Origin of the sequence: Arthrobacter sp. TMP15 (genome assembly GCF_039529835.1) — a bacterium.
Taxonomy (GTDB): domain Bacteria; phylum Actinomycetota; class Actinomycetes; order Actinomycetales; family Micrococcaceae; genus Specibacter.
Genome location: NZ_CP154262.1, coordinates 3,312,559 through 3,337,296 on the forward strand (window position 1 = coordinate 3,312,559; position 24,738 = coordinate 3,337,296).

The 24,738-nt window shown below is 58.2% G+C and carries 22 protein-coding genes, 1 tRNA gene and 1 other RNA gene; 12 read left to right on the forward strand and 12 right to left on the reverse strand.

Features of this window, described 5'->3' with window-relative positions:
• Window positions 1-37 precede the first annotated feature (37 nt).
• The 3 genes from AAFM46_RS14945 to AAFM46_RS14955 are packed head-to-tail and all read left to right on the forward strand — an operon-like array spanning window position 38 to window position 2,188.
• On the forward strand, window positions 38-244 hold the full coding sequence (locus AAFM46_RS14945; RefSeq protein ID WP_283529257.1) for a helix-turn-helix domain-containing protein: 207 nt from the start codon (window positions 38-40) through the stop codon (window positions 242-244).
• Window positions 241-1,503 (forward strand): HipA domain-containing protein, encoded by a 1,263-nt coding sequence (locus AAFM46_RS14950; RefSeq protein ID WP_343318618.1) that lies wholly within the window; start codon window positions 241-243, stop codon window positions 1,501-1,503. The genes AAFM46_RS14945 and AAFM46_RS14950 overlap by 4 nt, the downstream gene beginning before the upstream one ends.
• Window positions 1,504-1,561: 58 nt before the next feature.
• Window positions 1,562-2,188 carry a TetR/AcrR family transcriptional regulator gene (locus AAFM46_RS14955; RefSeq protein WP_283529253.1) on the forward strand — a complete coding sequence of 209 codons (627 nt, stop codon included), beginning with the start codon at window positions 1,562-1,564 and terminating at the stop codon, window positions 2,186-2,188.
• A gap of 49 nt (window positions 2,189-2,237) precedes the next feature.
• On the opposite strand, the gene AAFM46_RS14960 is transcribed toward AAFM46_RS14955, so the two are convergent.
• Complete coding sequence (locus tag AAFM46_RS14960) at window positions 2,238-3,059, reverse strand: LytR C-terminal domain-containing protein (protein ID WP_343318619.1); 822 nt, start codon at window positions 3,057-3,059, stop codon at window positions 2,238-2,240.
• Window positions 3,052-3,351, reverse strand: coding sequence for a type II toxin-antitoxin system VapB family antitoxin (locus AAFM46_RS14965; protein WP_283529249.1), 300 nt, complete (start codon window positions 3,349-3,351; stop codon window positions 3,052-3,054). Before AAFM46_RS14965 ends, AAFM46_RS14960 begins: the two co-directional genes overlap by 8 nt.
• 119 nt (window positions 3,352-3,470) lie before the next feature.
• Here AAFM46_RS14965 and AAFM46_RS14970 point away from each other — a divergent pair, with 119 nt between their 5' ends.
• Entirely contained in the window at window positions 3,471-4,358 is an 888-nt protein-coding gene (locus AAFM46_RS14970) for a hypothetical protein (protein WP_343318620.1), read from the forward strand.
• Between the two features lie 224 nt (window positions 4,359-4,582).
• Window positions 4,583-5,737 (forward strand): IS1249 family transposase, encoded by a 1,155-nt coding sequence (locus tag AAFM46_RS14975; protein WP_343320463.1) that lies wholly within the window; start codon window positions 4,583-4,585, stop codon window positions 5,735-5,737.
• A 134-nt stretch (window positions 5,738-5,871) separates the two neighbouring features.
• Here AAFM46_RS14975 and AAFM46_RS14980 read toward each other — a convergent pair.
• Window positions 5,872-5,959 (reverse strand) — tRNA-Ser (locus AAFM46_RS14980).
• Window positions 5,960-6,297: 338 nt separating this feature from the next.
• Complete coding sequence (locus AAFM46_RS14985) at window positions 6,298-6,510, reverse strand: hypothetical protein (RefSeq protein ID WP_283529244.1); 213 nt, start codon at window positions 6,508-6,510, stop codon at window positions 6,298-6,300.
• Window positions 6,511-6,685: 175 nt separating this feature from the next.
• Between AAFM46_RS14985 and ffs the strand changes: the two genes are divergently transcribed.
• The 3 genes from ffs (at window position 6,686) to recR (ending at window position 10,844) form a co-directional block, all read left to right on the forward strand.
• An RNA gene (ffs, locus tag AAFM46_RS14990) (signal recognition particle sRNA small type) lies at window positions 6,686-6,781 on the forward strand.
• Between the two features lie 83 nt (window positions 6,782-6,864).
• On the forward strand, window positions 6,865-10,167 hold the full coding sequence (locus tag AAFM46_RS14995; RefSeq protein ID WP_343318621.1) for a DNA polymerase III subunit gamma and tau: 3,303 nt from the start codon (window positions 6,865-6,867) through the stop codon (window positions 10,165-10,167).
• Window positions 10,168-10,244: 77 nt separating this feature from the next.
• Window positions 10,245-10,844, forward strand: coding sequence for a recombination mediator RecR (gene recR / locus AAFM46_RS15000; RefSeq protein ID WP_283529240.1), 600 nt, complete (start codon window positions 10,245-10,247; stop codon window positions 10,842-10,844).
• A gap of 20 nt (window positions 10,845-10,864) precedes the next feature.
• On the opposite strand, the gene AAFM46_RS15005 is transcribed toward recR, so the two are convergent.
• On the reverse strand, window positions 10,865-11,701 hold the full coding sequence (locus AAFM46_RS15005; protein WP_343318622.1) for a helix-turn-helix transcriptional regulator: 837 nt from the start codon (window positions 11,699-11,701) through the stop codon (window positions 10,865-10,867).
• A gap of 78 nt (window positions 11,702-11,779) precedes the next feature.
• On the opposite strand from AAFM46_RS15005, the gene ilvD reads away from it, so the two are divergent.
• On the forward strand, window positions 11,780-13,672 hold the full coding sequence (ilvD, locus tag AAFM46_RS15010) for a dihydroxy-acid dehydratase (RefSeq protein WP_283529231.1): 1,893 nt from the start codon (window positions 11,780-11,782) through the stop codon (window positions 13,670-13,672).
• 113 nt (window positions 13,673-13,785) lie between these two features.
• On the opposite strand, the gene AAFM46_RS15015 is transcribed toward ilvD, so the two are convergent.
• Together AAFM46_RS15015 and AAFM46_RS15020 are read right to left on the reverse strand one after the other, a co-directional pair.
• The gene (locus tag AAFM46_RS15015; protein WP_283529228.1) at window positions 13,786-14,949 is read right to left on the reverse strand and encodes an ABC transporter permease; all 1,164 of its coding nucleotides are present in this window, start codon (window positions 14,947-14,949) and stop codon (window positions 13,786-13,788) included.
• Complete coding sequence (locus AAFM46_RS15020) at window positions 14,946-15,935, reverse strand: ABC transporter ATP-binding protein (protein ID WP_283529226.1); 990 nt, start codon at window positions 15,933-15,935, stop codon at window positions 14,946-14,948. Before AAFM46_RS15020 ends, AAFM46_RS15015 begins: the two co-directional genes overlap by 4 nt.
• A gap of 315 nt (window positions 15,936-16,250) precedes the next feature.
• Between AAFM46_RS15020 and AAFM46_RS15025 the strand changes: the two genes are divergently transcribed.
• Window positions 16,251-17,537 carry an aspartate kinase gene (locus AAFM46_RS15025; RefSeq protein WP_283529224.1) on the forward strand — a complete coding sequence of 429 codons (1,287 nt, stop codon included), beginning with the start codon at window positions 16,251-16,253 and terminating at the stop codon, window positions 17,535-17,537.
• A 33-nt stretch (window positions 17,538-17,570) separates the two neighbouring features.
• Here the strand turns inward: AAFM46_RS15025 and xdhC are convergent, their stop codons facing one another.
• The 5 genes from xdhC to AAFM46_RS15050 form a co-directional block, all read right to left on the reverse strand.
• A complete protein-coding gene (gene xdhC / locus AAFM46_RS15030) occupies window positions 17,571-18,377 on the reverse strand; it encodes a xanthine dehydrogenase accessory protein XdhC (protein ID WP_283529222.1) in 807 nt (268 codons plus the stop codon).
• A 2-nt stretch (window positions 18,378-18,379) separates the two neighbouring features.
• Window positions 18,380-20,797: a xanthine dehydrogenase molybdopterin binding subunit gene (gene xdhB, locus AAFM46_RS15035; RefSeq protein ID WP_343318623.1), complete on the reverse strand. Its 2,418-nt coding sequence runs from the start codon at window positions 20,795-20,797 to the stop codon at window positions 18,380-18,382.
• Window positions 20,794-22,269: an FAD binding domain-containing protein gene (locus AAFM46_RS15040; protein WP_343318625.1), complete on the reverse strand. Its 1,476-nt coding sequence runs from the start codon at window positions 22,267-22,269 to the stop codon at window positions 20,794-20,796. The genes xdhB and AAFM46_RS15040 overlap by 4 nt, the downstream gene beginning before the upstream one ends.
• Window positions 22,270-22,617: 348 nt before the next feature.
• Window positions 22,618-22,854 (reverse strand): hypothetical protein, encoded by a 237-nt coding sequence (locus AAFM46_RS15045; protein ID WP_343318626.1) that lies wholly within the window; start codon window positions 22,852-22,854, stop codon window positions 22,618-22,620.
• Window positions 22,855-22,962: 108 nt separating this feature from the next.
• Window positions 22,963-23,187, reverse strand: coding sequence for a hypothetical protein (locus tag AAFM46_RS15050; RefSeq protein ID WP_343318628.1), 225 nt, complete (start codon window positions 23,185-23,187; stop codon window positions 22,963-22,965).
• 114 nt (window positions 23,188-23,301) lie between these two features.
• On the opposite strand from AAFM46_RS15050, the gene AAFM46_RS15055 reads away from it, so the two are divergent.
• On the forward strand, window positions 23,302-23,808 hold the full coding sequence (locus tag AAFM46_RS15055) for a MarR family transcriptional regulator (RefSeq protein ID WP_343318629.1): 507 nt from the start codon (window positions 23,302-23,304) through the stop codon (window positions 23,806-23,808).
• A gap of 4 nt (window positions 23,809-23,812) precedes the next feature.
• The gene (locus AAFM46_RS15060) at window positions 23,813-24,730 is read left to right on the forward strand and encodes a 3-methyladenine DNA glycosylase (protein ID WP_343318630.1); all 918 of its coding nucleotides are present in this window, start codon (window positions 23,813-23,815) and stop codon (window positions 24,728-24,730) included.
• Window positions 24,731-24,738: the final 8 nt, after the last annotated feature.

Genomic DNA, 24,738 nt, shown 5'->3' on the forward strand with positions numbered 1-24,738 from the left:
GACTCGCTAGACCCACCAGGAAAGAGCCGGACCACACATGGATGCCACCGATCTGGGCACTACCCTCCGGGCTAGGCGCAAATCGTTGCACCTGACACAAAACGAAACAGCTGACCTGGCCGACATCTCCACGCGAGTACTTAGCGACCTGGAAAATGGCCGGGCAACCGTGCGGTTGGACATCCTCACTGCTGTGGCATCGGCGCTGGGGATGAGCTTGAGTTTGAAAGTGTCTGGTTCATGAAGAATCCTGAAGATGCCAAAACAGTTTCTCAGGCAGTAATTTATAAAAAGGGCCAAGCGGCGGCAACATTGATCCGCTACCCCAGCCTGGGTGTTGTATTTTCCTACCTGCCCGGTTACCTCAGCGACGGCGGCGCAGCGATCGCCTCCACCCTGCCGGTCATTGACGTTCCAGTGACATTCGGCCCCGGTAACGTGCCGGCATTCTTCGCCGGGCTGCTGCCAGAAGGTGCGCGCCTGGCCAAACTGCGGTGGGCGGCAAAAACCACGCTCGCAGATGAATTCTCCTTGCTTCTTGCAGCGGGTGAAAATCCCGTGGGTGATGTCCAAATCGTTCCGGCTGGCACCAAACCCGAGAGCATTCCGGCACTGCTGACGGTGGAAAAATCGATGGACAACGTTCGTTTTGCTGACTTTTGCGCGGAGAGCGGACCGGTGGACCGCTCCGCTTTGGCAGGTTCCCAAAGCAAGGTCACGGCCTCATACCGTCACGACAAGGACCCCACGCGCGCCTATCTCCTGAAGTTCAACGATGGAAGCCACACCCGCCAGGTGGAAACGGAGTTCATGCTGCTGAACAAGGCCAAGGCACTTGCAATCCCAGTGGCGGATGCCCGTTTGGTCTACGACGGCGTTGGCCAAGCCGCGTTGCTCATCTCCCGTTTTGATAGGTCACCGGTTGGCTCGTTGGCGGTTGAGGATTGTGCCCAGCTGATGGGTTTGGGGCCAAGCAGAAAATATTCGGTACCCAGTGAAGCAGTTGCTGCCACTGCAGTAAGCATGTGTGCGGCTCGTGGCTTAGCGGCGCGAAACATTTTTCTGCAGTTTCTTTTTGCCTGGTTGACCGGCAATGGTGATCTGCATGCCAAAAACATTTCCGTGCTTCAACATCCCAATGGTGAATGGTTTATAGCTCCTGCCTACGATTTACAGTGCACACTGGCGGCGGAGATTGAGCAGGGGTTCGCCGCCGGCGTTCCCGGGGGGATCCTAACCGACCTCACCGACGGGGACCCCTCCCGTGATCCTGGTATGGCATTACCCGTGGGAGGTAGTGCGGGCAGTCGCACCGGATTGGAGCGCAATGACTGGCTCCGTTTTGGCCGCGCCTTGCACATCCCGGAACGGCTGGTGACAAAGTGCATTGACAAGGCACTGGCAGCTTCGGTGATAACCACGGCGGAACTGCCGTTCGAGCGGCACGTGAGCAACGCCGTCGTGCGCGTTCTGGGGATTCGGCGCGCCGCAATCCAGCGGTGAAACCCACCGGAAACCCACCCGTGCACTTTTACTGACGAATTGCCGGTAAACTGTCAGCATGCCTCGAATAGCCGCCCCCACGAACGCGGCACAGCGCGCCCAAACGCAGCGTAAGATCCTCGACGCTTTCGGCGAGCTCCTGTTTACGCACGGCCTTCCGGGCCTGACAATGACTGATGTGGCCAGGACAGCGGGCGTGGGTAGAACCGCCGTCTATAACTATTTTGCCGACCTTGAACAGCTTTTGGTGGCTTACGCACTGGATGAAACCGGCAAATTTGTTACCGATCTAAAGGCCAGGTTGGATGGTCTGGCGAATCCTGTGGACCGCTTGTCCGTCTACGTGCGCGCGCAGCTTGAGGATCTCACCCGCCGGCACCTGCCGCCGGGCCCAGCCATGCGCTCGGTGCTCTCCAGTGAGTCCTTTGCCAAATTAGGTGTCCATGTTGGCGAACTTAACACCTTGCTAATAGACATTCTGCGCACGGGCATGGATCAAGGCTTCCTGCCGGAGGCTGACGTTGAAGGGTTGGTGCAGCTCATCCACGGTTCATTGACAGCCAGTGCTTCACGGCGCAACACCGAGATCCCCGATGAAGAGAACATTGCCGCGGCGGTGAGGTTTATCCAAGCGGGCGTTGGCGCTACTTTCGATGAGCAAGGCCGACCAACCGTTCTTGCTTAGCGGCGTTTTCTAGCGCTCAGCTGGGGCCAGAGCGGCTAGGGCAGCCTGGCTATCCGCCAATTGGCGCGGTGACCGCCGGTTCGCTGGGTGGTGGGCTAGGCGGTGGGCTGAGCCGCGGGCAAGAGAGAGCTCCCGGGGTTTGATCCACTTTGGGCGGGGCCACAAGTCCGTTGAACAGGCCTGTCACAATCACATCGACAGTGCCGTCCGCACGGTCATCTTGGACATATTCGGAGTTGGGGAAGTTTCGCTGCATATTAAAGGCCGCGGCATGGCCGCTAGATCCTGAAATAACAACCGTCGGCGAGGCATAGTCCGTGGACTTATTCTCGATCGCCTTGACGGGATAACCGCGCTTCGTCAGCTCCTTCGCCACCTGGCCGGCTTTACCTTCGATGCTCCCGCCGTTATAAACGTTCACTGTGACGGTTTTATTGGCGGGGTAGTCAAGTGTTTCAGCGGGGCAAATTTCCGGCGTCGGGGTGGGTTTATCAGCTCCCAATTTCAGTACGAGTTCCCCCCTTTGCACCATACCCACTAGTACGACGGCGGCTACCACCAGCGCTATCAGCAGCACCAAAGTGACGCCGTGGGTGATGCGACGCCGCACCGTGCTGGAAGGGATTTCCGGTGTTTCGGGATCCGGGAAAGCTTCGGCAAGTCCCTGCGAGTCAACAATATGATGCCCACGCCACGACGTCCCGTCCTTGGCCCTTTTACGTTTCATGCGTAGCTCATAGGCGGCGTCAAGGGCTTGCCGGCGCGCTTCTCGAACCACTCTTCGCTTTTCACGTGGGGTCAAGAGGACCTCATCGACAGAGTCGGGTGCGGAGGAAGAGCTCTTGGGCGGTTCCTCCGGGCGCCTAGTCATCAATCACCAAAACTCGGGCGTGCAGGATGGTGCGCTGGTGCAGGGCGGTACGGACAGCTCGGTGCAGTCCGTCCTCCAGGTACAGCGTGTCGCGCCATTGCACTACGTGCGGGAATAAGTCGCCAAAAAATGTGGAGTCCTCGGCCAGAAGCGCTTCAAGGTCCAACTGTGCTTTGGTAGTGACAAGTTCAGCCAACCTGACCTGGCGCGGCGCAACACCCGCCCAGTCTTTGGGCGTTATGTAGCCATGGTCTGGGTACGGGCGTTTGTCGCCAACAGCTTTGAAGATCACCTCTTCAGACTAGGGACTCCACGTCCCTAAAGGAACTGTCGTGCCATCGAACCGCGGAGTGTGTTGCCAAAAGGTTACCGAAACTGGTCTTCCGCACGCAGCGCTGGGATCATGGATCCATGACTTTATTGCAACCTCCGCTTGCCTTGCTCCTTGATGTGGACGGCCCGCTAGCCAGCCCAGTGAACCGCCGGGTGTCACCTGAGATCATCACTAACCTGATTGAGCTGGTCCGTCGAGGCATCCCGGTGGTCTTCAACACCGGACGATCTGATGCATTCATCGCCGAGCAACTCATGGCGCCGATGCTTGTTGCCGGGCTACCGGCAGGCTCCGTGGTGCATGCCATCTGCGAAAAGGGTGCTGTGTGGTTTAGTTTCACCCCCGAGGGTTCGGGTCCAGTTCACGTGGATGATTCCCTTGTGATGCCCGCAGCATTTGGCGATGAGATTCGAGATCTTGTGGCCGCCAAATATGCCAGCCACATGTTCTTTGACGAGACCAAACGGGCCATGGTCTCCGTGGAGCAGCACGTTGACGTGGACAGCAGCGGCTACTTGACCCAGCAAGAAGCGTTCGACGCCGATGCGCTGGCTTTGCTGGCGACCCACGACTTGGGTGCTGTGCGCCTTGAGCACCGGGCGCCGGCGTCAACGGGCCGTATTGATTACCGCGTTGATCCGTCGATTATTTCCACAGATATAGAGTCAGTGCGTTTGGGTAAGGATCTGGGGGCCAGCCGCGCAGTTGAACTGCTGGCAGCTCAAGGCATTATTCCCCAGGCCTGGCGCACGGTGGGCGATTCCCGCACGGACTACGCCATGGCCGACTGGCTCCACCATCAGGATCACCAGGTCAAACATGTGGATGTACGGCCGGCTGAGGGCGTTCCTGCCAAGCCCTACCCCATTAAGACTGCCGCTGATCTGAGGCTTGGTGACGAGGTGATCAACGACTTTGCCGGGGCTGCGTTCCTGCAATTTTGGTTGGACGCCCTGCCCCACTAACCATCGCTCGCTCACTCCACGTCCGCTTTTCTCTGACGCTCGCTCACTCCACGTTGTGTTTCAGCTGACGCTCGCTCAGTCCACGTTGTGTTTCAGCTGACGCTCGCTCACGTGGATGAGCGAGCGTTTCGGGGTTAGCGGCCATAATGTGTGTATGCAAAGTGGCTTTTGACCAGTAATCATATGGGATGCAGGGCCTTGTACATGCTTTGAAAGCATGTATGGTGACAGTTCCCAAGAACCACCCCCGTTGTGGTGTATGTGCTCAGAAGCTTGTGAAGAACGGTTCGACCAGTGCAGGTAAAACCCGGTGGCGGTGTAAATCCTGTGGTGCTTCCAGTACTCAATCCAGGGTTGATATCAGCAAGAAAGCAGAGTTCGCCGCTTTCCAGTCATGGATCACTGGCAAGACCCGTCAGGACGCCCATGCCAGCTCATCACGGACCTTTCGGAGACAGAGTGCTTGGTGTTGGAACGTGGCCCCACAAGCCCCTGTGACCGGGGAAATTCACCCGGTGCTCATGCTCGATGGAACGTACTTCAACGGCTGGTGCGTGCTCATTGCTTACACCGGTGATCACGTTGTTGGCTGGCAGTGGTGCGATCGGGAAAAACATGCTTCCTGGTCAGCGTTACTCAAGCAACTCCCGGCCCCTGCCATGGTCGTCATCGACGGGCACAAAGGCCTCGAGAGTGCGTTGGGTCAGCACTGGCCAGAAACAAGAGTGCAGCGGTGTTTGTTTCATATTCAACAGAACATCCGTACCCACCTCACGATGCGTCCGAAACTCGATGCTGGCAAGGAATTACTGGCCCTAGCGAAGGCTTTAACACCGATCCAGTCCCTGGATCAAGCCGCTGTGTGGGTCGGTGAGTTCGCGTCCTGGGAAGCACGCTGGGAGAAGTTCTTGAAGGACCGCACCTACGCGAAGAAGAACGGTGAAAGGCCCTCACACGTGCGGGCAAACCAGAACTGGTGGTTCACGCATCTTCGTCTGCGCCAAGCCCGTGGAACACTAGCCACAGTCCTGCAGAACGATCATCTGTTTACTTGGCTCACCCACGCCACCGAAGACCAGAAACTCCCTAGGACAACGAGCCCGCTCGAGGGTGGGATCAATGCTGGCTTGAAGCACCTTCTTCGGGACCATCGAGGTCTTAGCGATGATCATGCCAAACGAGCCGTGGACTGGTACCTCTACCACCACACCGAGGCCCCTAAAGATCCCTGGGACCTAGTGAAGGCCCACCACTGGCAACCAAAAAAGAAGAAACGACAAATGGTTCACGAGCCCATCGGCCCTGCCCTCTACGACACAGCCTTCAGCCCAGAAGACGGCAATGGAATTCAACAAGGATGGGGCGGAAGAAGCCACTGACACGCCCGGGCTGTACACACATTTTGGCCGCTAACCCGCGTTTCGCAAAACAGGACGTGGAGTGAGCGAGCGTCTCAGGGGTGTGTGGTTAAACGAAAGAAGACCCGGAATCTTTATGATTCCAGGTCTTCCGCTGGCGGAGGATGGGGGATTTGAACCCCCGAGGGCGTTAACCCAACACGCGTTCCAGGCGTGCGCCATAGGCCGCTAGGCGAATCCTCCAGCTTGCTGTGCGAAACACAGCAGGTTCAAGAGTACCTGACAAAGTACCCAAGTCACGAATCGAAGCGGGCTCTTTTTGGTGATAGCAAGAAATAAGGGCAATACGGCCCCGTTCAAGCCCCACCGCCCTCATTCCCCCCTAGCGGTCAATGCCAAAGGCAGACCATGCAGCAGGATCGGGCACGCAAGGCACCCAAGCGTCGCAGTCAGCGGTGCTCCGCCGCCTCTACAACACCTATCCAACTTTACAAGATTGTCATATTCGCCCGTCACTAATGCGACGTTTAGACGTAACAACGAGTTTCGACAGCACTCACGTCACCCATTCCTGGCCGAAATCAGTACCCAGCCCGCATAGCCAGCGCTGCTGTGACAAAACCTGAGAGCGCAAACGCTATGGTCATGATCCACAGGAGTATCTGCTGACCTGAATGGCGATGAACACGCTGAGAGGAGTGGGTTGAAAACACTTCAATACGTGCCAGCGCCAAAATTCCCGTGCAAAAAGCCAGCACCCAGAAAATCCATTCAAAGAAACCATAAGTCAACATGGCGGTCCACTCCCTACAGTGGCCCAAGCAACGCAGGGGCCAAACGTTGCGGGACCGGGTTGGCAATGGCATCGGTGCCCCTATGAGGTGAAGCTACCACCGCGGGCAAGGAATTGATATGCCTTCCTAGTTGCAGCTGGATTCGCACGCATCGCAACAGTCGGGTAGGCTGTTTTTCGGCCCCTCATGTGGCGTCACCCTGTGAACTCCCCCAGGACCGGAAGGTAGCAAGGGTAAGCGGGCTCTGGCGGGTGCATGAGGGGTCTTTACTTTTCCCAAAAACTTATCCCCAAATTTGCCCAGTCTGCGGCTCCGACCGGCATTTTGTCAGGCAGATTAGATAGGGTATCAACTGTGAGTGCACCAACAGCCCTGTATCGCCGGTACCGTCCCGATTCGTTTGCCACAGTCATCGGTCAGGAACACGTCACGGGTCCCCTAATGGCTGCCCTGGAGAAGAACCGAGTCAACCACGCGTACTTGTTTTCAGGCCCACGCGGTTGCGGAAAAACCACATCGGCCCGCATTCTTGCCCGCTGCCTGAACTGCGCCAAGGGCCCCACGGCGAATCCTTGCGGTGAATGCGATAGCTGCGTGGAGCTTGCGCGCGGAGGCTCCGGCTCCCTGGACGTTATAGAAATTGATGCCGCCAGCCACGGTGGCGTTGACGATGCGCGCGATCTGCGTGAACGCGCCACCTTTGCCCCCATCCGTGACCGCTACAAAATCTTCATCATTGACGAAGCCCATATGGTCACATCTGCCGGCTTCAACGCCCTGCTAAAGATCGTTGAAGAACCGCCGGAGCACATCAAGTTCATCTTTGCCACCACCGAACCTGACAAGGTGATTGGCACCATCCGCTCCCGCACGCACCATTATCCTTTCCGGCTGGTGCCACCCGAGCCGTTGATGGCCTATTTGGCACAACTGTGCGAACAAGAGCAGGTTGCTGTTGCCCCCGGCGTCTTATCCCTTGTTGTCCGCGCCGGTGGCGGTTCAGTGCGCGATTCCCTTTCAGTTCTTGACCAGTTGATGGCTGGGGCCGGAGCGGCCGGTCTTGACTACGATCTAGCAATCGACCTGCTTGGCTACACCCACTCCTCGCTGCTCGATGATGTTGTTGAGGCGTTGGCCGCCAGCGACTCCGCCACCGTGTTCAAGTCGGTGGATAGGGTTGTGCAAACCGGTCACGATCCCCGTCGTTTCGTGGAAGACCTCCTCGAACGTTTCCGTGATCTCATCATTGTTCAGGCCATGCCGGAAAGTGCCCACGCCATTTTGCGCGGCACACCCGATGAGCTCATTGCCCGCATGCAAACACAGGCAGCCCAATTAGGTGCCGCTGAACTTTCCCGGGCTGCGGACGTTACCAACGCGGCCTTCAACGAAATGACTGGCGCAACATCGCCACGCCTGCACCTTGAACTATTAGGCGCACGTCTTCTGCTGCCCGGAACTGACTCCTCCGTTCGAGGCATGGCAACCCGACTTGACCAGTTGGAACGTCGCCTTAACTACGCCGGAACCCCCACTGCGGCTCCAGCAGGCAATCCGGGCGCTGGGGCTGCCCAAGCAGCCCAGCCCGCACAGGCCCCTGCCCCCGAACATTTTGCCCCTCAAAGTTCGACGCCGTTCCCCGCCGATCCTGCTGGCGACACCTCAGGTGGCGGGTTGGCTGCCGTACGTGCACAGCTGGCACGGGCAAAAGAGGCTGCCGGGGCCGAAGTTGCGGCACGCCGAGCACCCGCCGCTGCTCCCACGCAGGATTGGGCAACTACCGCGAACCAACCGCAAACCCCTGCACAAGCCCCCACTCAGCAGGAACCAGCAGCAGCCCAAACGGCGCCCACATGGGATGATCTGCCAACACCTGCTGAGAATCAAAAAACTACAACGCCGCAAAGTAGCGCACAAGAGCCCGACGCACCTACTACTGCTGCTACTAAAGCAAGCACTGGCGCTACCGCGCCCACTGTAAATACGGCTCCCGCTGCACCCGGCCAAGGTTCAGCCAGCAATGAATCAGCCGGTGCTGTGAGCACTGGCTCATCAGGCATTGAAGTCATTCGTCGGGCCTGGCCGGAAATTTTGGGAGCCCTGCGCAGCATCCGTATGGCATCCTGGGCCATGGTGAATCAAAACGTTGTGCCACAAGTATTTGACGGACGGGAACTCCGCGTCGGCCTGCCCTCATCCGGTCTCATCGAAACGTTCAGCAACAACGGACACTTGGAAAACTTGCAACAGGCCATCAACCAGGTGCTTGGCATGAGCGTACAGATATTGCCCGCCGACGGCGAAGCCCCCGCTACGAGAGCGAGCGCTGAGCCAAACCCAAAAGTTCAACCCGGTAACCCTTCACAGGAACGTGAAGGGGATCATGGCAATGCCACAGCGCCGGAGAATGTAGCTGCACAGCAAGAACGCCCCACCGCCGCCCCGGCTCCAGTGCGGCGAGACTCTTGGGGTTTACCCATTGCTGAACCAACTGATGCCAACCCCGCGCAAAAACAGCCGCAGCCTGGCGAATCCGCTGAAACCCAGCCTTCTCCTGGAACTCAAAAGCCTACCCTCGCCCAGGCGCCGTGGGACGGGCCCACTGAGCCAAGCGATCTTTGGGACGAACCCCATCCGGATTCCTACCCGCCGGCTGATTATGCTCCAGCTGACCCCTACGATCCCTCAGCAACCCATCCTGAGGCCGGAAGCCACCAGCAACCAGCCCAGGAAACATCCACCGGGTCGCGCACAGAAGAACAACCGGCTAGCGAAAAGACACCCGTCCCCGCCTATTCACCACCAAAGGTTTCACCCATTTCGGCGTGGACCACGGGCTGGGATACCCCTGCCGCTGCACCAGTGAGTGCGGCTCCGATGGAAGCTGAGGCGCCCAGACGCAGCGCCATGCTGGCTGAACAAATTGCCCAGCGCTCAGACCAGCAGGGGAACCAACCTGCCCAGCCGGATTGGAGCGCCTCGCTGGGCCAAACAAGCCGGCAGAATGTTGCCGATCCGGGGTGGGGTTCCATTTCCAACGCCCCGGACTGGGCACAAGGAACCACCAAAGGAACCGGCCAAGATTCCAGTAGCGATGCCGGTCAAGGCGGAAACACAGGGTTAAGCACAGGGTCAAATGCAGCTTCAGAAGCAGGATTAGACACAGCTAAGGACGAAGCGGCATCTGCAGAAGTAGCTGAAGAATCCCCAGGAGCCTCAAGCTCCATAACGGAAACTACACCACCGCAAGCGCCTGGTTTCAACACGGCACAGGAAACAATCAGCTCACCGCTGGGTGCTTCCACCACGTATCCAACTGTTGCCACAGTGAGCGTCCCGGCAAGCCCCGTGGAAATAAGCCCCGTGGAAACGGATACGGCGCAGCAGCAGGTGGCTCCGGCGCCGAAGGAGGCATCTAATAGTGCCGCCCAGACTGGCGCCAAACAGAGCATGTACCATCGTCTCTCCAACAGCACCGAAGCTCAGGCTGCTCGCGCACAGGCGCCATCACTGGCAGCCCCCAAGCCGTATGTTGAGGACGTTCCAAGTCCTGACGACGTGACACTGGAGGAATCCGGAGTGGTGGGCCAAGCCGCGGTTGAGCGTATTCTAGGCGGAGTATTGATCGAAGAGCGGCAGTTGAACCCGTCAAACTGACCAAACACGGCACTGCGACTAACCTGCGACTAACATTGTGAACCCATAGATTTTGAACCATATAGACAAGAGGCATTGTGTACGAGGGAGCAGTTCAAGAGCTTATCGATGAGCTGGGGCGTTTGCCTGGAATCGGGCCTAAATCTGCCCAGCGGCTTGCTTTCCATATTCTGGAGGCCGACGCCGAGGATATGCAACGCTTGGTTAAGTCGATCGTGACTGTCAAGGAACGCGTAAAGTTCTGCACCGTATGCTTCAATGTCACCGAGTCCGAGCTGTGCAATATCTGCCGTGATTCGCGCCGGGATCCGACCATTATTTGTGTGGTGGAGGAATCTAAAGACGTGCTTGCAGTGGAACGGACCAGGGCCTTCCGCGGCCGGTACCACGTGCTGGGGGGCTCAATTAATCCAATAGCGGGTATTGGTCCTGACCAGCTACGCATCCGCGAACTACTGACGCGCCTGAACGACAGCCAGATTCAGGAAATCATTATCGCTACCGACCCCAACCTCGAAGGCGAGGCCACGGCCACTTACCTCTCGCGCATGCTCAAAACCATCGGCATCGCAGTGACCCGGCTGGCTTCCGGTCTACCTGTGGGCGGCGACTTGGAGTACGCGGATGAGGTCACGCTTGGCCGTGCCTTTGAAGGCCGTCGCAACGCTCTCACCTAAAGGTTGCGGACCCGCACCGGCTAGCGTTTCGGCGTAGATTCAGCCAACTCCGCAAGCCGCTGTTTTGTGGGTGTACCGGCGGTGGGCACGTACAAGACAAAATGCAGATCTGGAACGTCGGAAGGCACCAGCCGGTGCTGGTCAAAAACCAGTTCGCCAACAACCGGGTGCACAAACACGCGTTGCCGCGAAGCGAATCCTTTCACGCTATGGCGGGCCCAAATTTGTGCAAATTCAGGGCTGGCCGCCTGCAACTTCGCCACGATAGCGGTATGTGTCATCGAGCCCAGCCGGGGCCCGGCCTCTGCCCGGAATTCTGCGACGAAATGTTGTGAGGTAACGTCCCAGTCCGGCAGCATTCGATGCAAAGCCGGATCAGTGAAAATCAGCCACAACAGGTTCCGCTGCTCAGGGGCAACCTCCGAAATACGTGAATATAGGCATTCGTAGGCGTGATTCCATCCAGCGATCCCCCACCCAGGGGCCACCGCAAAGGCCGGAAAATCCCAAGCATCTAACAGGGCCTGCAGATGTGGGGGCACAGACTCTATGACAGTTCCAGTGGCTGGTTCGGCTACGTGGCCTCCCAGCGCCAGAACATAGGCCGCCTCAGCCGTGCTGAGTCGGAGTACCCGGCCAACAGATTCAAGGACTTGGCGGGAAGCATTAATGTCCCGCCCCTGCTCCAACCAGGTGTACCAAGTCACACTAACGGCAGAGAAAGCGGCAATCTCTTCGCGCCTCAAGCCCATCATGCGGCTTCGTCCTATAGGTGGCAAGCCATGCTCCGCACGGACTAACGCCCCGCGGCGGTCACGGAGAAACTGACCCAGCTCACGCCGTCGTTCTTCATTCATTTGAACAAATCTAGCACTGCCACTACTAGTAGCAGCACCGTCTTCCGGAGCGGCCACTAAAGCTGCTTAACTATTCTTATGCCCCCATTACGTTCAAGAACAGTCACCCACGGCCGCAACATGGCAGGCGCCCGCGCCCTCATGATGGCCTCCGGCGTTGCCAAAGCGGACATCGGCAAGCCGATCGTGGCCGTCGCGAACTCCTTCACCGAGTTTGTCCCCGGTCACACCCACCTCGCACCTGTTGGCCGGATCGTTTCCGACGCCATTCACGAAGCCGGCGCCATTGCCCGCGAGTTCAACACCATCGCCGTGGATGACGGCATCGCCATGGGCCACGGCGGCATGCTCTACTCGCTGCCCTCCCGCGACCTCATTGCTGACTCCGTTGAATACATGGTCAATGCGCACTGCGCCGACGTGCTGGTGTGCATCTCCAACTGCGACAAGATCACCCCCGGCATGCTCATGGCTGCTCTGCGCCTGAACATTCCCACCGTTTTTGTCAGCGGCGGGCCCATGGAAGCTGGACGGGTCACCATGACCGACGGTTCCATCCGCACCCTGGATCTGGTCAACGCCATTTCCGACGCCGTGGACTCCTCCATTTCCGATGAAGACATTGACCTCATAGAGGCCAACGCGTGCCCCACCTGCGGCTCCTGCTCAGGGATGTTCACGGCCAACTCCATGAACTGCCTCACCGAAGCCATTGGGCTGTCATTGCCCGGCAACGGCTCACTGCTGGCCACCCACACCGCACGCAAGGAACTGTACGAGCGTGCCGGTGCCACCGCCGTGGCGATCGCCAAACGCTACTATGAGGACGACGACGAGTCCGTCCTGCCGCGTTCGATCGCCAGCTTCGAAGCCTTCGATAACGCCATGGCTTTGGACATCGCCATGGGTGGCTCCACCAACACGATCCTGCACTTGCTGGCCGCAGCGCAGGAGGCCGGGCTGAAATACGATCTTGACGACATCGACGCGAAGTCACGGGTGGTCCCGTGCTTGGCAAAAGTAGCCCCGAACGTGGCAGGGGACAAAACCTTCTACATGGAGGACGTCCACCGGGCCGGCGGCATCCCCGCCCTTTTGGGTGAGCTCAACCGCGGCGGGCTGCTCCACACGAACGTCAACTCGGTCCACTCAAAGGACCTTACGGGATGGCTTGATGACTGGGACATCCGCGGCGGGAAAGCCACCGACGCGGCCCTTGCCTTGTGGACCGCGGCACCGGGAGGCCAACGCTCCTCCACCGCATTCTCACAATCCGCCGAGTGGACCTCCCTGGACACCGACCCTGTGGAAGGGTGCCTGCACGATGTGGAGCACGCCTTCTCCAAGGACGGCGGCCTGGGGGTGCTACGCGGAAATATCGCCATAGATGGCGCCGTGGTCAAGACAGCCGGTGTTGACGAGTCCATCTGGACGTTTGAGGGACCGGCTGTGGTGTGCGAATCCCAGGACGAAGCCGTGGAAAAGATTCTCAGCAAGATTGTCAAGGCAGGAGACGTGGTAGTCATCCGTTATGAGGGCCCGCGCGGCGGCCCCGGTATGCAGGAGATGCTCTATCCCACCTCGTTCTTGAAGGGCTTGGGCCTGGGCAAGGTCTGTGCACTCATCACCGACGGCCGTTTCTCCGGCGGCACCTCCGGGCTCTCAATTGGCCACGTCTCCCCCGAGGCCGCGGCCGGAGGAACCATCGCCTTGGTGCAGGACGGTGACCGCATCCGGATCGATATTCCGAACCGCTCCATGGAACTGCTGGTCGACGACGGCGAACTCAACGCCCGCCGGGAAATACTCGAGGCAACCACGGGCTACCAGCCCGTGGGACGTGTTCGCCAGGTCTCTGCTGCGTTGAAGGCCTATGCCTCTATGGCTACCAGCGCCGACAAGGGTGCCATCCGTCAGATTCCAGAGGAAGCGGTGCTAATGCGCGCGCCACGCACCTCGGTTTCCGTCTAAGGCCCCGCTACCGGCTCTGTTCCGCACCGAGTTGCCACTTATGGCCCCCAAAACGTGTGTTTGGGCGCCATAAGTGGCAACTCGCGCAGCGTCGGGGGCTCGCAGGGCACGGATCAGGCCACGCGGGTCCCTTTGGGCAGTTTCCCTGCCGGTGTGCGCAGTGAACGCCACCCCAGTGCCAACACTCCCGCCGTCACCAACAGTTGCAATCCCAGTCCTAATGGCCACAGCGGCGCCTGCTTGGTGAGATACGGTGCCGCGACCTTGCCATTGGCACACTGATACGTGGACTCGGGGCCTGCCTGGACGTAGCGGGCACCTTGACTGATCATCTCGAACATTCCACTTGAGCTGCCCTGTTGCATCGAGTCGTTTGTATTCGGGTAGGGAATGGCATCTGCTACCACCACGAACGGATTCATGCCTAACATCCAGGCCACCCTTTCCGAGCGAGGTGCCTGCTGTTCCACCAAAGGACCAAAACAGGCATACTCCTGATTTTCATCGGTGATGTCCTTGGGGTTGGGAGGTGCGGGGTACATCTCATCGTCCTTATATTCCCGATCAGATTCCGCCTCGAATCCCTCCGAGCCCTGATACATCTCCATATTTTTGTAGTAGCTCTGGTTTACCTGCACGGTTCCGTTGCTGAGCATCATGCCAAGCCCGAAGGCGATGAGCGTGCCGAAGGCCAGCGCAGCCACCACCAAATAAGTCACCACAATTGAGAAAAGTGGCCGGGTGGCCAGTGCCGAAATACCCACTCCCAGGGCACATACAACCCCTAGTTCACAGGCGAGCATGAGTAGGCCCACCAAAATATAACCAACGCTCACACCACCTTGTGCAATGCCGAAGATCAAGAACGGTACGCTCACCAGCAAAAATGCCAGTGCGGCAATCCACGAGGCGAGAAACTTACCCCATATCAGTTGACCTGGCTTTAACAACGTCACCTGCATGATGGCCAAGGTGCCAGCGGATCGATCGCCACTGATGGCATTGGCCGAAAATGCCGGTGCCACCAATAATCCAAAGAGTAAAACAAACGCCAAAACGGCTTCAAAGATCAACGGTCCCGGGCTCCCCCTGCCAAACCCGGGATCAAAGTTGTAATCTGACTGCGCCTTCCAGCTGATCCAGGTCAGTGCTGTCACCAACCAGATGAGCCCAAACCAAATAACCAGCATGATGTACCAGCCGCGGGAACGCAGTCGCTGCCGCAATTCCATGCCCACCACGGCAGAGACACCTGAAGAATATTGTTTCACGCTCATGGCTGATCCACCTTCATGCTCATGTATGTCTCTTCCAGGGCCCCTGTTGCAGGGGCGAAGGAACATACATCCACACCTGCCACCACCAAATCTCTCAGTAGCTGGGCCGCGTGCCGTTCCGATTCTGCATTCACTGTGACCGAAACTCGGCGCCCTGTTCCCGCCGAAAAACTTACGCCCAATGAGGTGAGCTCGGCTGCCAACTTATCCGGATCAAGAGCAGCAATAGAGTAGTTCCGGCCCTGCACGAACGCTTGTTCAACGGACTGCGTCATCACTGTTCGGCCCTGGTTGACGAATACGGCCCCGTCAGCAATTTCATCAAGTTCGGCAAGTACGTGGGATGAAACCACAACAACTTTCCCTTGAGCGGCAAGCTGACGCAGAATATTTCGTAGCGCTATGCGCGACCCCGGGTCCAAACCCGAGGCCGGTTCATCCAGCAATAAAACTTGGGGATCATGAATCAACGCGCGAGCCAGGCTCAAACGTTGCTGTTGTCCGCGCGAGAGTACCCGGGCTTTTTGGTCCGCCAACGAGGAAAGATTTACCAGCTCAAGCAGTTCCGCCACACGCACCGGGATCTGGGCCTTGGGCAACTGGTAGAACTTGGCCATGGTGCCCAGAATCTCCCGAGCTGTCAGGGCTTCCCACACACCCAAAGTATCCGGCATCCAACCAATTTTTGCCCTGGCAGCACTGGGATCTTTGACCGGGTCGATGCCCGCGACACTAATACTGCCAGTGTCCGGGGCCAGCAGTGTTGCCAGCATTAGCAGCAGTGTTGTCTTGCCGGCACCGTTTGGTCCAATGAGGGCTGTTACCTGGCCTGCCGGGGCTTTAAGATCCATGTCTACGACGGCGTGAACCTCACCAAAGCTGCGCGAGACTCCGGTGGCACAAAGCCCATTGAACATCCCTGGTGGAACAGTCCTGTGAACATGGTTCACCGGTGGATCTTGGCTGGATTGATGCTGCTCTGTCATGGATTCCCTCCCCCTATGGGCCGCAGTTGCGGATATGAATCAGCCTACGGCGGGGTGTGTAGGCAATACCTCATCCCACCGACTGATCTTCTGCGTTCTGGCAACAAAGCTGTTTGGAGATAGAGCCGGAGGTAAAGTATCAACATGTGGACACACAAATTCTGCGTTGCCCCGGCTCCGCGCTAAACTGCTTTAGACTGCCTCCCGCGCTGATGATGCCGCACCTATCCAGCGCGTTGGCGCGGCTCCGGCGTGATTGGCAGCAAATTTTTTCTCTCCTAGTGTTGCGTTAGGTAAGTCAATGAGTGAGCACCCATGAGCCTGATTGTTCAAAAGTACGGCGGATCTTCCGTGTCCGACGCCGAGGGCATCCTTCGCGTGGCACGTAGAGTTGTCAGCACTCAAGCCGCAGGACATGAAGTTGTGGTGGTTGTTTCTGCCATGGGCGATACAACCGATGAACTGTTGGATCTTGCAGCACAGGTTTCCGAACACCCTCCGGCTCGCGAGCTGGACATGTTGATGACAGCCGGCGAACGTATTTCGATGGCATTGTTGGCCATGGGTATCAGCGCACAAGGCGGGGTTGCACAGTCATTCACTGGCAGCCAGGCTGGCATGATCACCGACGGCATCCACGGCAAAGCCCGCATCATTGACGTTGATCCGCACCGCGTACGCACGGCATTGGATAAGGGCAAAGTGGCCATTGTGGCCGGTTTCCAGGGTATGAGCCGCACCACCCATGAGATCACCACCATGGGCCGCGGCGGCTCTGACACCACGGCAGTCGCCCTGGCTGCCGCGCTGAACGCTGATGTGTGCGAAATTTACACAGATGTTGACGGGATTTACACCGCTGATCCCCGCGTGGTTCCCACCGCTCAAAAAATCAACAAGATCTCCAGTGAAGAAATGTTGGAAATGGCTGCCTCTGGTGCCAAGATCCTGCACCTTCGCTGTGTGGAATACGCCCGGCGTTTTGGACTGCCCATCCATGTGCGCTCATCCTTCAGCGACAATGAGGGAACGTGGGTTCTGCCCAGTCCAAACGACAAAATCAAGATTTCAGAGGGAGTTGCCTTGGAGCAGCCAATCATCTCCGGCGTTGCCCACGACCGGTCCGAAGGCAAAGTCACCGTTGTTGGCGTACCGGATATTCCGGGCAAGGCGGCAATGATCTTCGGCATCATTGCAGGCGCCCACACAAACATCGATATGATCGTGCAGAACATTTCAACCCGCGGTTCCGGTAAAACAGATATTTCTTTCACACTGCCCATGGTTGAAGGCGAAGATGCGCTCAACGCCCTGCGTGCCCAGCAGGAAGAAGTTGGTTTTGAAGACCTTCTTTACGATGACAAGATCGGCAAGCTCTCCCTCATCGGTGCAGGCATGCGATCGAATCCTGGCGTCTCTTATAACTTCTTCAAGGCTCTGTCCGACGCCGGTGTGAACATCGATTTGATCTCCACGTCCGAGATTCGCATCTCCGTGGTGACGCGCGCTGATCTGCTCGACGTCGCGGTACGCGCAGTGCACCACGTCTTTGGTTTGGACAGTGAAGATGAGGCAACGATCTATGGCGGTACGGGCCGCTAAGGCTTCATAAAACTAAGACCTTTTAGCATTCATTCAGGTATCGGCGTTGGCTTTTTCCCAGCGGACTAATAGATCCGATGCAACGCCGATGGCAATGCTGACTGGGTCCTTACCGGTTATGGTGGCGTCGCCGATGGGGGAAGTGATCCGCTTAATCTCGGATTCTTCGTAACCTTCCTCCCGCAGTTTTTGACGAAAGTGCAACCATTTGCTGCGGGACCCAATGAGTCCTATATAAAAGGGTTCGGTGCGTAACGCAGCCTCGCACAGCATGAGGTCCTCACTGTGATCATGTGTGAGCACTAGAAGTGTGGCTCCTGCCGGAAGGTCCCTGATCACCACTTCGGGGGCCGGCTCGTGGCGCACACTAATATGTGCTTCTCCACTCATAAGCGGTTCTAGACGAACGGGCGATAGTTCGGCTTCGCGTGAATCCACAAGAACTAAATTCACTGGCTGCCTGGCTAGAATATGGGCGATTTCATAACCAACATGGCCCATCCCGAATATTGCCACTGTCCTGCGCGGGTTAAGCACTTCTAGCAATACGTTTACCTCTCCACCGCAGCACTGGACTCCATGTACGCTGGCCACCTTGTCGTTGAGGGCAAAGGTCATGAACTCTGAGCCATGGGATCCCGCAGCCATGAGTTCCAGAGCCCTGTCGATCACGCTAGCCTCGAAGTTACCTCCCCCAATGGTTCCCCAACTCCTCGTGGCCGAGAGAACCATCTTGGCCCCGGCGTTGCGAGGCGCATGGCCGCGCACGTGCGCGAGTGTGGCGAGCACCCCGATCTCATTGTGTTCGCGGAGGTGGACTAGTGCTGCGAGCCAATCCACGCCTACCTCGGGGCTCCCACGCTTGCTGACGCAGGCGTTGTCGCTTGGGCGGATTCCACTTGGCAGGATTCCGCTTGGGCGGATTCCGCTGCTGCTTTGCAGGAGTCGTGAACAGCCCAAAAGACGGCTTCCGGGGTGGCCGGGGATGCCAATTCCACACAGCGGTTCTTCGGGCCGAACGCTGCGACAGCATCACGAAGAGCTTCCCGGGCGCTAAAAGCGAGCATAAAGGGCGGCTCCCCCACCGCCTTCGAACCGTAGATGGCCCCTTCCTCCGCTGCGTGTTCCATCAGCTGCACGTTGAACTCTGCAGGCATCTCCGAGAAGCTTGGAAGCTTGTACGTACTAGCCGACTGAGTCAGCAACTTGCCACGAGTGGGTCCGTCGCTTTCATCCCAGCGCAAATCCTCCAACGTCAGCCACCCCACGCCTTGAACGTAGCCTCCTTCAACCTGACCCACATCGATTATTGGGGACAATGAATCCCCCGCATCATGGACAATATCCACCCTCCGGGTTTTGTACGCCCCGGTAAACCCGTCCACCTCCACCTCGGTGGCAGATGCTCCACCGGCAAAGTATTTGAAGGGTTCGCCCTGCATCAGTTCCGGGTTCCAATGCAGGCCTTCGGTACGGTAGTAACCCGCAGCCCACAATTGCACCCTCTGCAGATAGGACTTCATGACCACTTCTGCAAACGTAAAACTGCGGTCGTGGACCCCCAAAGCGGTGACAAGTCCATTGCTGAAGCGCACATCGGCGCCCGAGGCCCCGAGCATGCCCGCGGCGATGCCGGAGATCCGCTCGATGATTTGCTCGCAGGCATTTTTGACCGCGCCGCCGTTGAGGTCAGTTCCCGAACTGGCAGCGGTGGCAGAGGTGTTGGGTACTTTGTCAGTGCGGGTCGGTGCCAGCCGCACGCTAGTTAGCGGTATTCCCAAGGAGGTTGCTGCCACTTGCAGCATTTTAGTGTGGAGGCCCTGACCCATTTCGGTTCCGCCGTGGCTGATCAGCACGGAGCCGTCTTTGTAGACGTGCACCAGCGCGCCAGCCTGGTTGAATGCAACCAGGTTGAAGGAGATTCCAAACTTCACCGGCGTGATAGCCAAACCGCGTTTGGTGTGGGGGTTCGCGGCGTTGAACGCATCAACTTCCCGCCGCCGTTGCGTGAAATTGCTTCGCTGAAGCACTTGTTCCCAAAGCGTGGTGACGCGTTCGGCATGGCGCACCGGCATCCCGTAGGGTGTGGTTTCGCCGTCGCGGTAGAAGTTCTTGCGCCGTAAATCCTCCGGAGCCATGCCCAAAAGGGGCGCGCTTCGGCCCAGAATATCCTCAATCATCAGCATGCCCTGGGGACCGCCAAAACCGCGGAAAGCTGTTTGGGAGGTTTTATTGGTCTTGGCCACCCGGCCATCGACGTGGACGTTGGGAATGAAATAGTTGTTGTCCACGTGGCAAAGCGCCCGCGCCAACACGGCCTCGGACATGTCCAGGCACCAGCCGCCGTCCGCGGTGAGCATCGCCTTCAGCGCCAGCAACTTCCCGTCCTCCGAGAAGCCGGCCTCCCAGGAGGTATGGAAGCCGTGCCGTTTGCCGGTCATCGTCATGTCCAGGGTACGGTTCAGACGGACACGAACCGGCCGGCCGGTGAGTAAGGTGCCAAGAGCGGCAATGGCAGCAAATCCGTGCGATTGCATTTCCTTCCCACCAAACCCGCCACCCATGCGAAGGCTCTGAACCGTGATCTCATGATTGGACCGGCCCAGCACGTGGGCAAGGATTTCCTGGGTTTCCGAGGGATGCTGGGTACTGCTTTGAACAAAAATCTGGTCACCCTCATCCACTGTGGCCAAGGATGCCTGGGTCTCCAAATAGAAGTGTTCCTGGCCGGCAAACTCGGTGACACCAGAAAAAATGTGGGCGGCCTGCGCAAAGGCCGTGTCCACATCCCCGCGGCTCACCGTCCTGGACATCCCCTGAAACGACTTCGCTTCGATGGCCTCCGCAACACTTATCAGGGAAGGCAGTGGCTGGTAGTCAACCACGACGGCGGCGGCACCTGCACGGGCAGCATCTAGGTCCTCCCCTAGCACCCACGCTATGGCGTGACCGTGGTACATGGCTTCCGAGGGGAAGAGCGGCTCGTCATTTTTGATGCCGCAATCGTTGATACCTGGCACATCCGCTGCACTCAGGACACGGACGACGCCGGGAACCGCCAGCGCCGCTGTGGTGTTAATCGAACGGATCCGCGCATGGGCATGGGGTGATTGCACAGGCCACGCGGTGAGTGCATCGTGAGTACGTTGGGCTAAGTCGTCGGTGTAAAGCGCCTGCCCGCTCACGTGTAGACGGGCGCTCTCGTGGGGCACTGCTTCACCCACAACGGGAGTGGGCGGACGGGCTGAAAGATGGCTCACGGCAACGCCTCCACAATCAAGGTGTTCTGCGTATGTAGCTTGATAAGAGCATTTGAGAGCATGATTGAGCGGTAGGAGGCACTGGCCCGGTGATCGCTCATCGGGGTGCCTTCTGCTCCCAAAACCGCCGCAGCACGGGCCACGGTTTCACGATTCCAGGGTTGCCCAACCAGGAGCTCCTCTGTTGCGTAGGCACGCAACGGTGTGGCGGCGACACCGCCGAGACCGATCCGCGCCTTACCGACCATGTTCTCTTCAATGTCCAGGCTAAAGGCCACGGCAACGCTGGAGATGTCATCAAAACGGCGTTTGGCGATCTTTTGGAACCCCGTCAGGGGTGAAAGTGGCAGCGGAATACGCACGGATTTAATGAGCTCCCCGGGTTCCTTGACAGTTGTGCGGTAGCCAGTGAAGTACTCGGCCAAGGGAAGGGTCCTTTCTGCGTTACTCGAGGAAAGCACCACCTCCGCGTCCAAGGCAAGCAAGGCAGGAGCGCAATCACCGATGGGAGAAGCTGTTCCGAGATTGCCACCGATGGTGGCCCGGTGACGAATCAACGGGGACGCGAATTGCACAATGAGTTGCGCCAACAAAGGAACTTTTCCATTGAGTACCCGTTCGATCTCGCTGAGCGCAACAGCAGCGCCGATCTCGATTAGGTGCTCGCCCACCACGATTGAGTCCAGTTCGGGGATTCGATCGATGGCAATGACCATGGGTGCACGGCGGGCACGGAGGTTTACCTCAACACCCCAATCGGTGCTCCCCGCCACGAGGAGCGCGCCGGGGTTTGCCGCCAGTAGCTCCACGGCTCTAGCTAGGGTAGTGGCACGAACAAACTGTCCATCAGAGCGCCTTAGATTGGTTTCTCGGTACTCAGGAGCAGGCGCATCTCTTCGCCGCGCCAATGCCTCATCGCCCGGCTCACCTAAGGAATAGGCTGCGTCGCGGATGGGGCGGTATCCAGTACAGCGGCAAAGGTTACCGCTCAGTGAATGAAGATCGAATCCATTGGCGCCTACTTCACCATGGGTGCATTTCTGCGCCAGTTCAGGCAGCGGCTCACGGTCTTTTCGGTAGAACTCCGACGCCATAGCACACACAAAACCGGGAGTGCAGTATCCGCATTGGGAGCCACCAGCTAACGCCAGTGCTTCCTGAACAGGATGGAGTTGCTCCGGTGTTCCTAGCCCTTCGCTGGTCACCAGTTCTTGCCCATCCAGGGCCGCCATGGGCACCAGACAGGAGTTAATAGCGCTCCAATGAGTTCCCTCTGAACGGTCGGTCTGGGCGACAAGAATCGCGCAAGCGCCACACTCACCTTCGGCGCACCCTTCTTTGGCACCTGTCAGACGGTTCTCACGCAGCCACTCCAGTGCCGTGGTGTGTACGCCGCGCTGACCGAATGGGCGTTCGGAACCATTGATGATGAATGTTACTTCTGTTGCCGCTGAGGGTTCGGGTGTGTCCATTTGCGTGCTCCGGCTTCTTCGACGTCGCAGATTATGTGAGCCAAATCCCAATAATCTATACTTCACAGTCTTGCACTGTAAATAGCTGCACTGCAGTATCTGGAGATGAACTCCCTCATTATGCCTGGATTCAAGGGATCATTGCAGTAAAGTAATCCCACCCGCCGAGCACAAGGATCCACGCAATGAACAAGCTAGCAGTCCCCTCTCAATAACTGACCAAGGCAGCGCAACTTGCCAAGGCGCCGAACGCTGCTCCCGAAACAGGAAACGCGGTGGCTCCCTTCGACACTTGGCGGGCCAACCTCCGCAAGACCGTCTACTAATCCAAGCTGCCCATTAATTTCCTTAGCGTTCTTCAGCGCCTGCTACCGCCTCGCCTTTGCGCTCCGCGTAGTGCTCACCTTGTGAATTCGTATGCTCATCGTAGTGCGTTAGTTGCTCGTCACTGCTGTCTTCAAACTGGTCGTGGCGATGGACTACCGGCGAATCCATATCGCCTTGGTCCGCGGGACCGAAGACCTTTTGGAACTGGTCGGTGGCATGCATGAATTTATTGACGAACGTCTCCGAATTTCTCATCATCAACACCCTCTTCGTGGAGCAAGTTTCTAAGCTCAGAGTCCCCCAATTCTACGCTTAAAACCGTTTAAAAGCACCGACAGAATAAGGGGAGGACTTCTGCCGGACCGGCTAGCGCAGGGACTGATCCTGCGGGTCTCTGGCGACAAGGTAACTGCTGCCATCGACCCGCTTCAGGACCACAAATTGTGCGGCTGCTGCCTGTTGACTGGCGAGCAAAACCTTGTTCTGGGGCGTCATCTCATGGTCGAGGGGGCTACTATTTGCCGGACCTAGAACGTAGCGCAAGTGCCCTGTAAAACGCATGAATTTGTGCACAAGGCGAGACTTTGGCATCTGAACTTTCCTTGCTGTGCGGGGACAAATAAGTTCCGCGACCCGGTTGAAAAAGGCTGTAACGTTCATAGTAGCCTGTTAGTTAGTGCACTAACTAAATGATGGAGTATCCCCATGAGCACCCTAGAGAATGACCTGTTACTTGAGCGCCAATTGTGCTTTGGGCTCAGCGTCGCCTCCCGAAGTGTCATCGCCGCCTACAAGCCGGTACTCTCTGAAATGCAGCTGACCCACCCGCAATATTTAGTGATGCTCACACTTTGGGAGAAAACCCCGCGCCGCGTAAAGGACATTAGCCACGCCCTGCTGTTGGAACCGGCTACCCTCTCCCCACTGCTGAAGCGGCTGGAGATCATTGGCCTTCTCACACGCACGCGCGATCGCGCTGACGAACGGGCCTTAGCCGTTGACCTCACCCCGAAAGGTGCCGCGCTGCGCCAGCAGGCGCTCTCGGTGCCCGGCACCATGATGGAGCGCCTTGGTCTGGACCGTGAGAGTGCCCTCGCCTTACACCAGAGCATGGTGGCGCTGATCGAAGCGGCCACTCACATCGACGACGCCGGGAGCCCGCCCCTGGTGACTACCGCGGCCCCAAACGCCCCAGCTATAAAGGATAATTAGAAGCATGACCTCCGCCCCGCAACTGTTGGCCGAGCCCACGTGGCTGACCTTGGCCGCAGCCCACCAAAACAGGGTGAACCGCTATGCCGCACCATATTTGGCCCGCCGCTCCACGAATCAAAAGCACCCCGTGGAGGATTTCCTCTTCACTTACTACACCCAAAAACCCGGTCAACTTTCGCGTTGGCACCCGGGCACTGGTGTGGTTCTCACCGGTCCAGCAGCGGCTGAGCGTCTTGCGTGGAAGTTCTACCGTGCTGCAAATGAGGGTGAACGGAAGCTTGCCGGGGCGCCCAGCGATACTCCCGCCGTCGTTCTTGATCTTGAAAAGTTCCTGCATAAGCGCAAGGACGCCGTGGATTTTGCCGAGATCATCCTAAGCCGAACCGGGGGCCGGCCAGCACAGTTCGGCTGCTTTGGTCTGCATGAATGGGCCATGGTTTACAAGCAGGAAGCCACCGCCGTGCGGCACGAATATTTGCAGCTGCGGCTAGGCTCTGATGGCACTGATGAGGTCATTGAAACCAACAAGATCCGCTGCACCCACTTTGATGCGTACCGTTTCTACACCCCCGCGGCTTCGGGACGCAACGAGCTCACCCCCACGCGGGAAAATCAGCGCGAGCTGGAGCAACCAGGCTGCCTGCATGCAAACATGGACTTGTATAAGTGGGCCTATAAGCTCACGCCCGCCCTGCCTAGTGAGCTGGTCATGGACTGTTTTGAATTGTCCTGGCGCATCCGGGCCATGGACATGCGCGCCTCTCCCTACGACCTTGCCGAATGGGGCTACCCGCCCATCCAGATTGAGACTGTTGCGGGTAAGGCTGATTACGTGGCTCATCAACGGGCTTTTAGTGCCGAGGCTGCGGTGCTGCGTGAACGGCTCCGTGCCGCCTTGGCAGCCCTGCAAAGAAACTAAGCGAAATC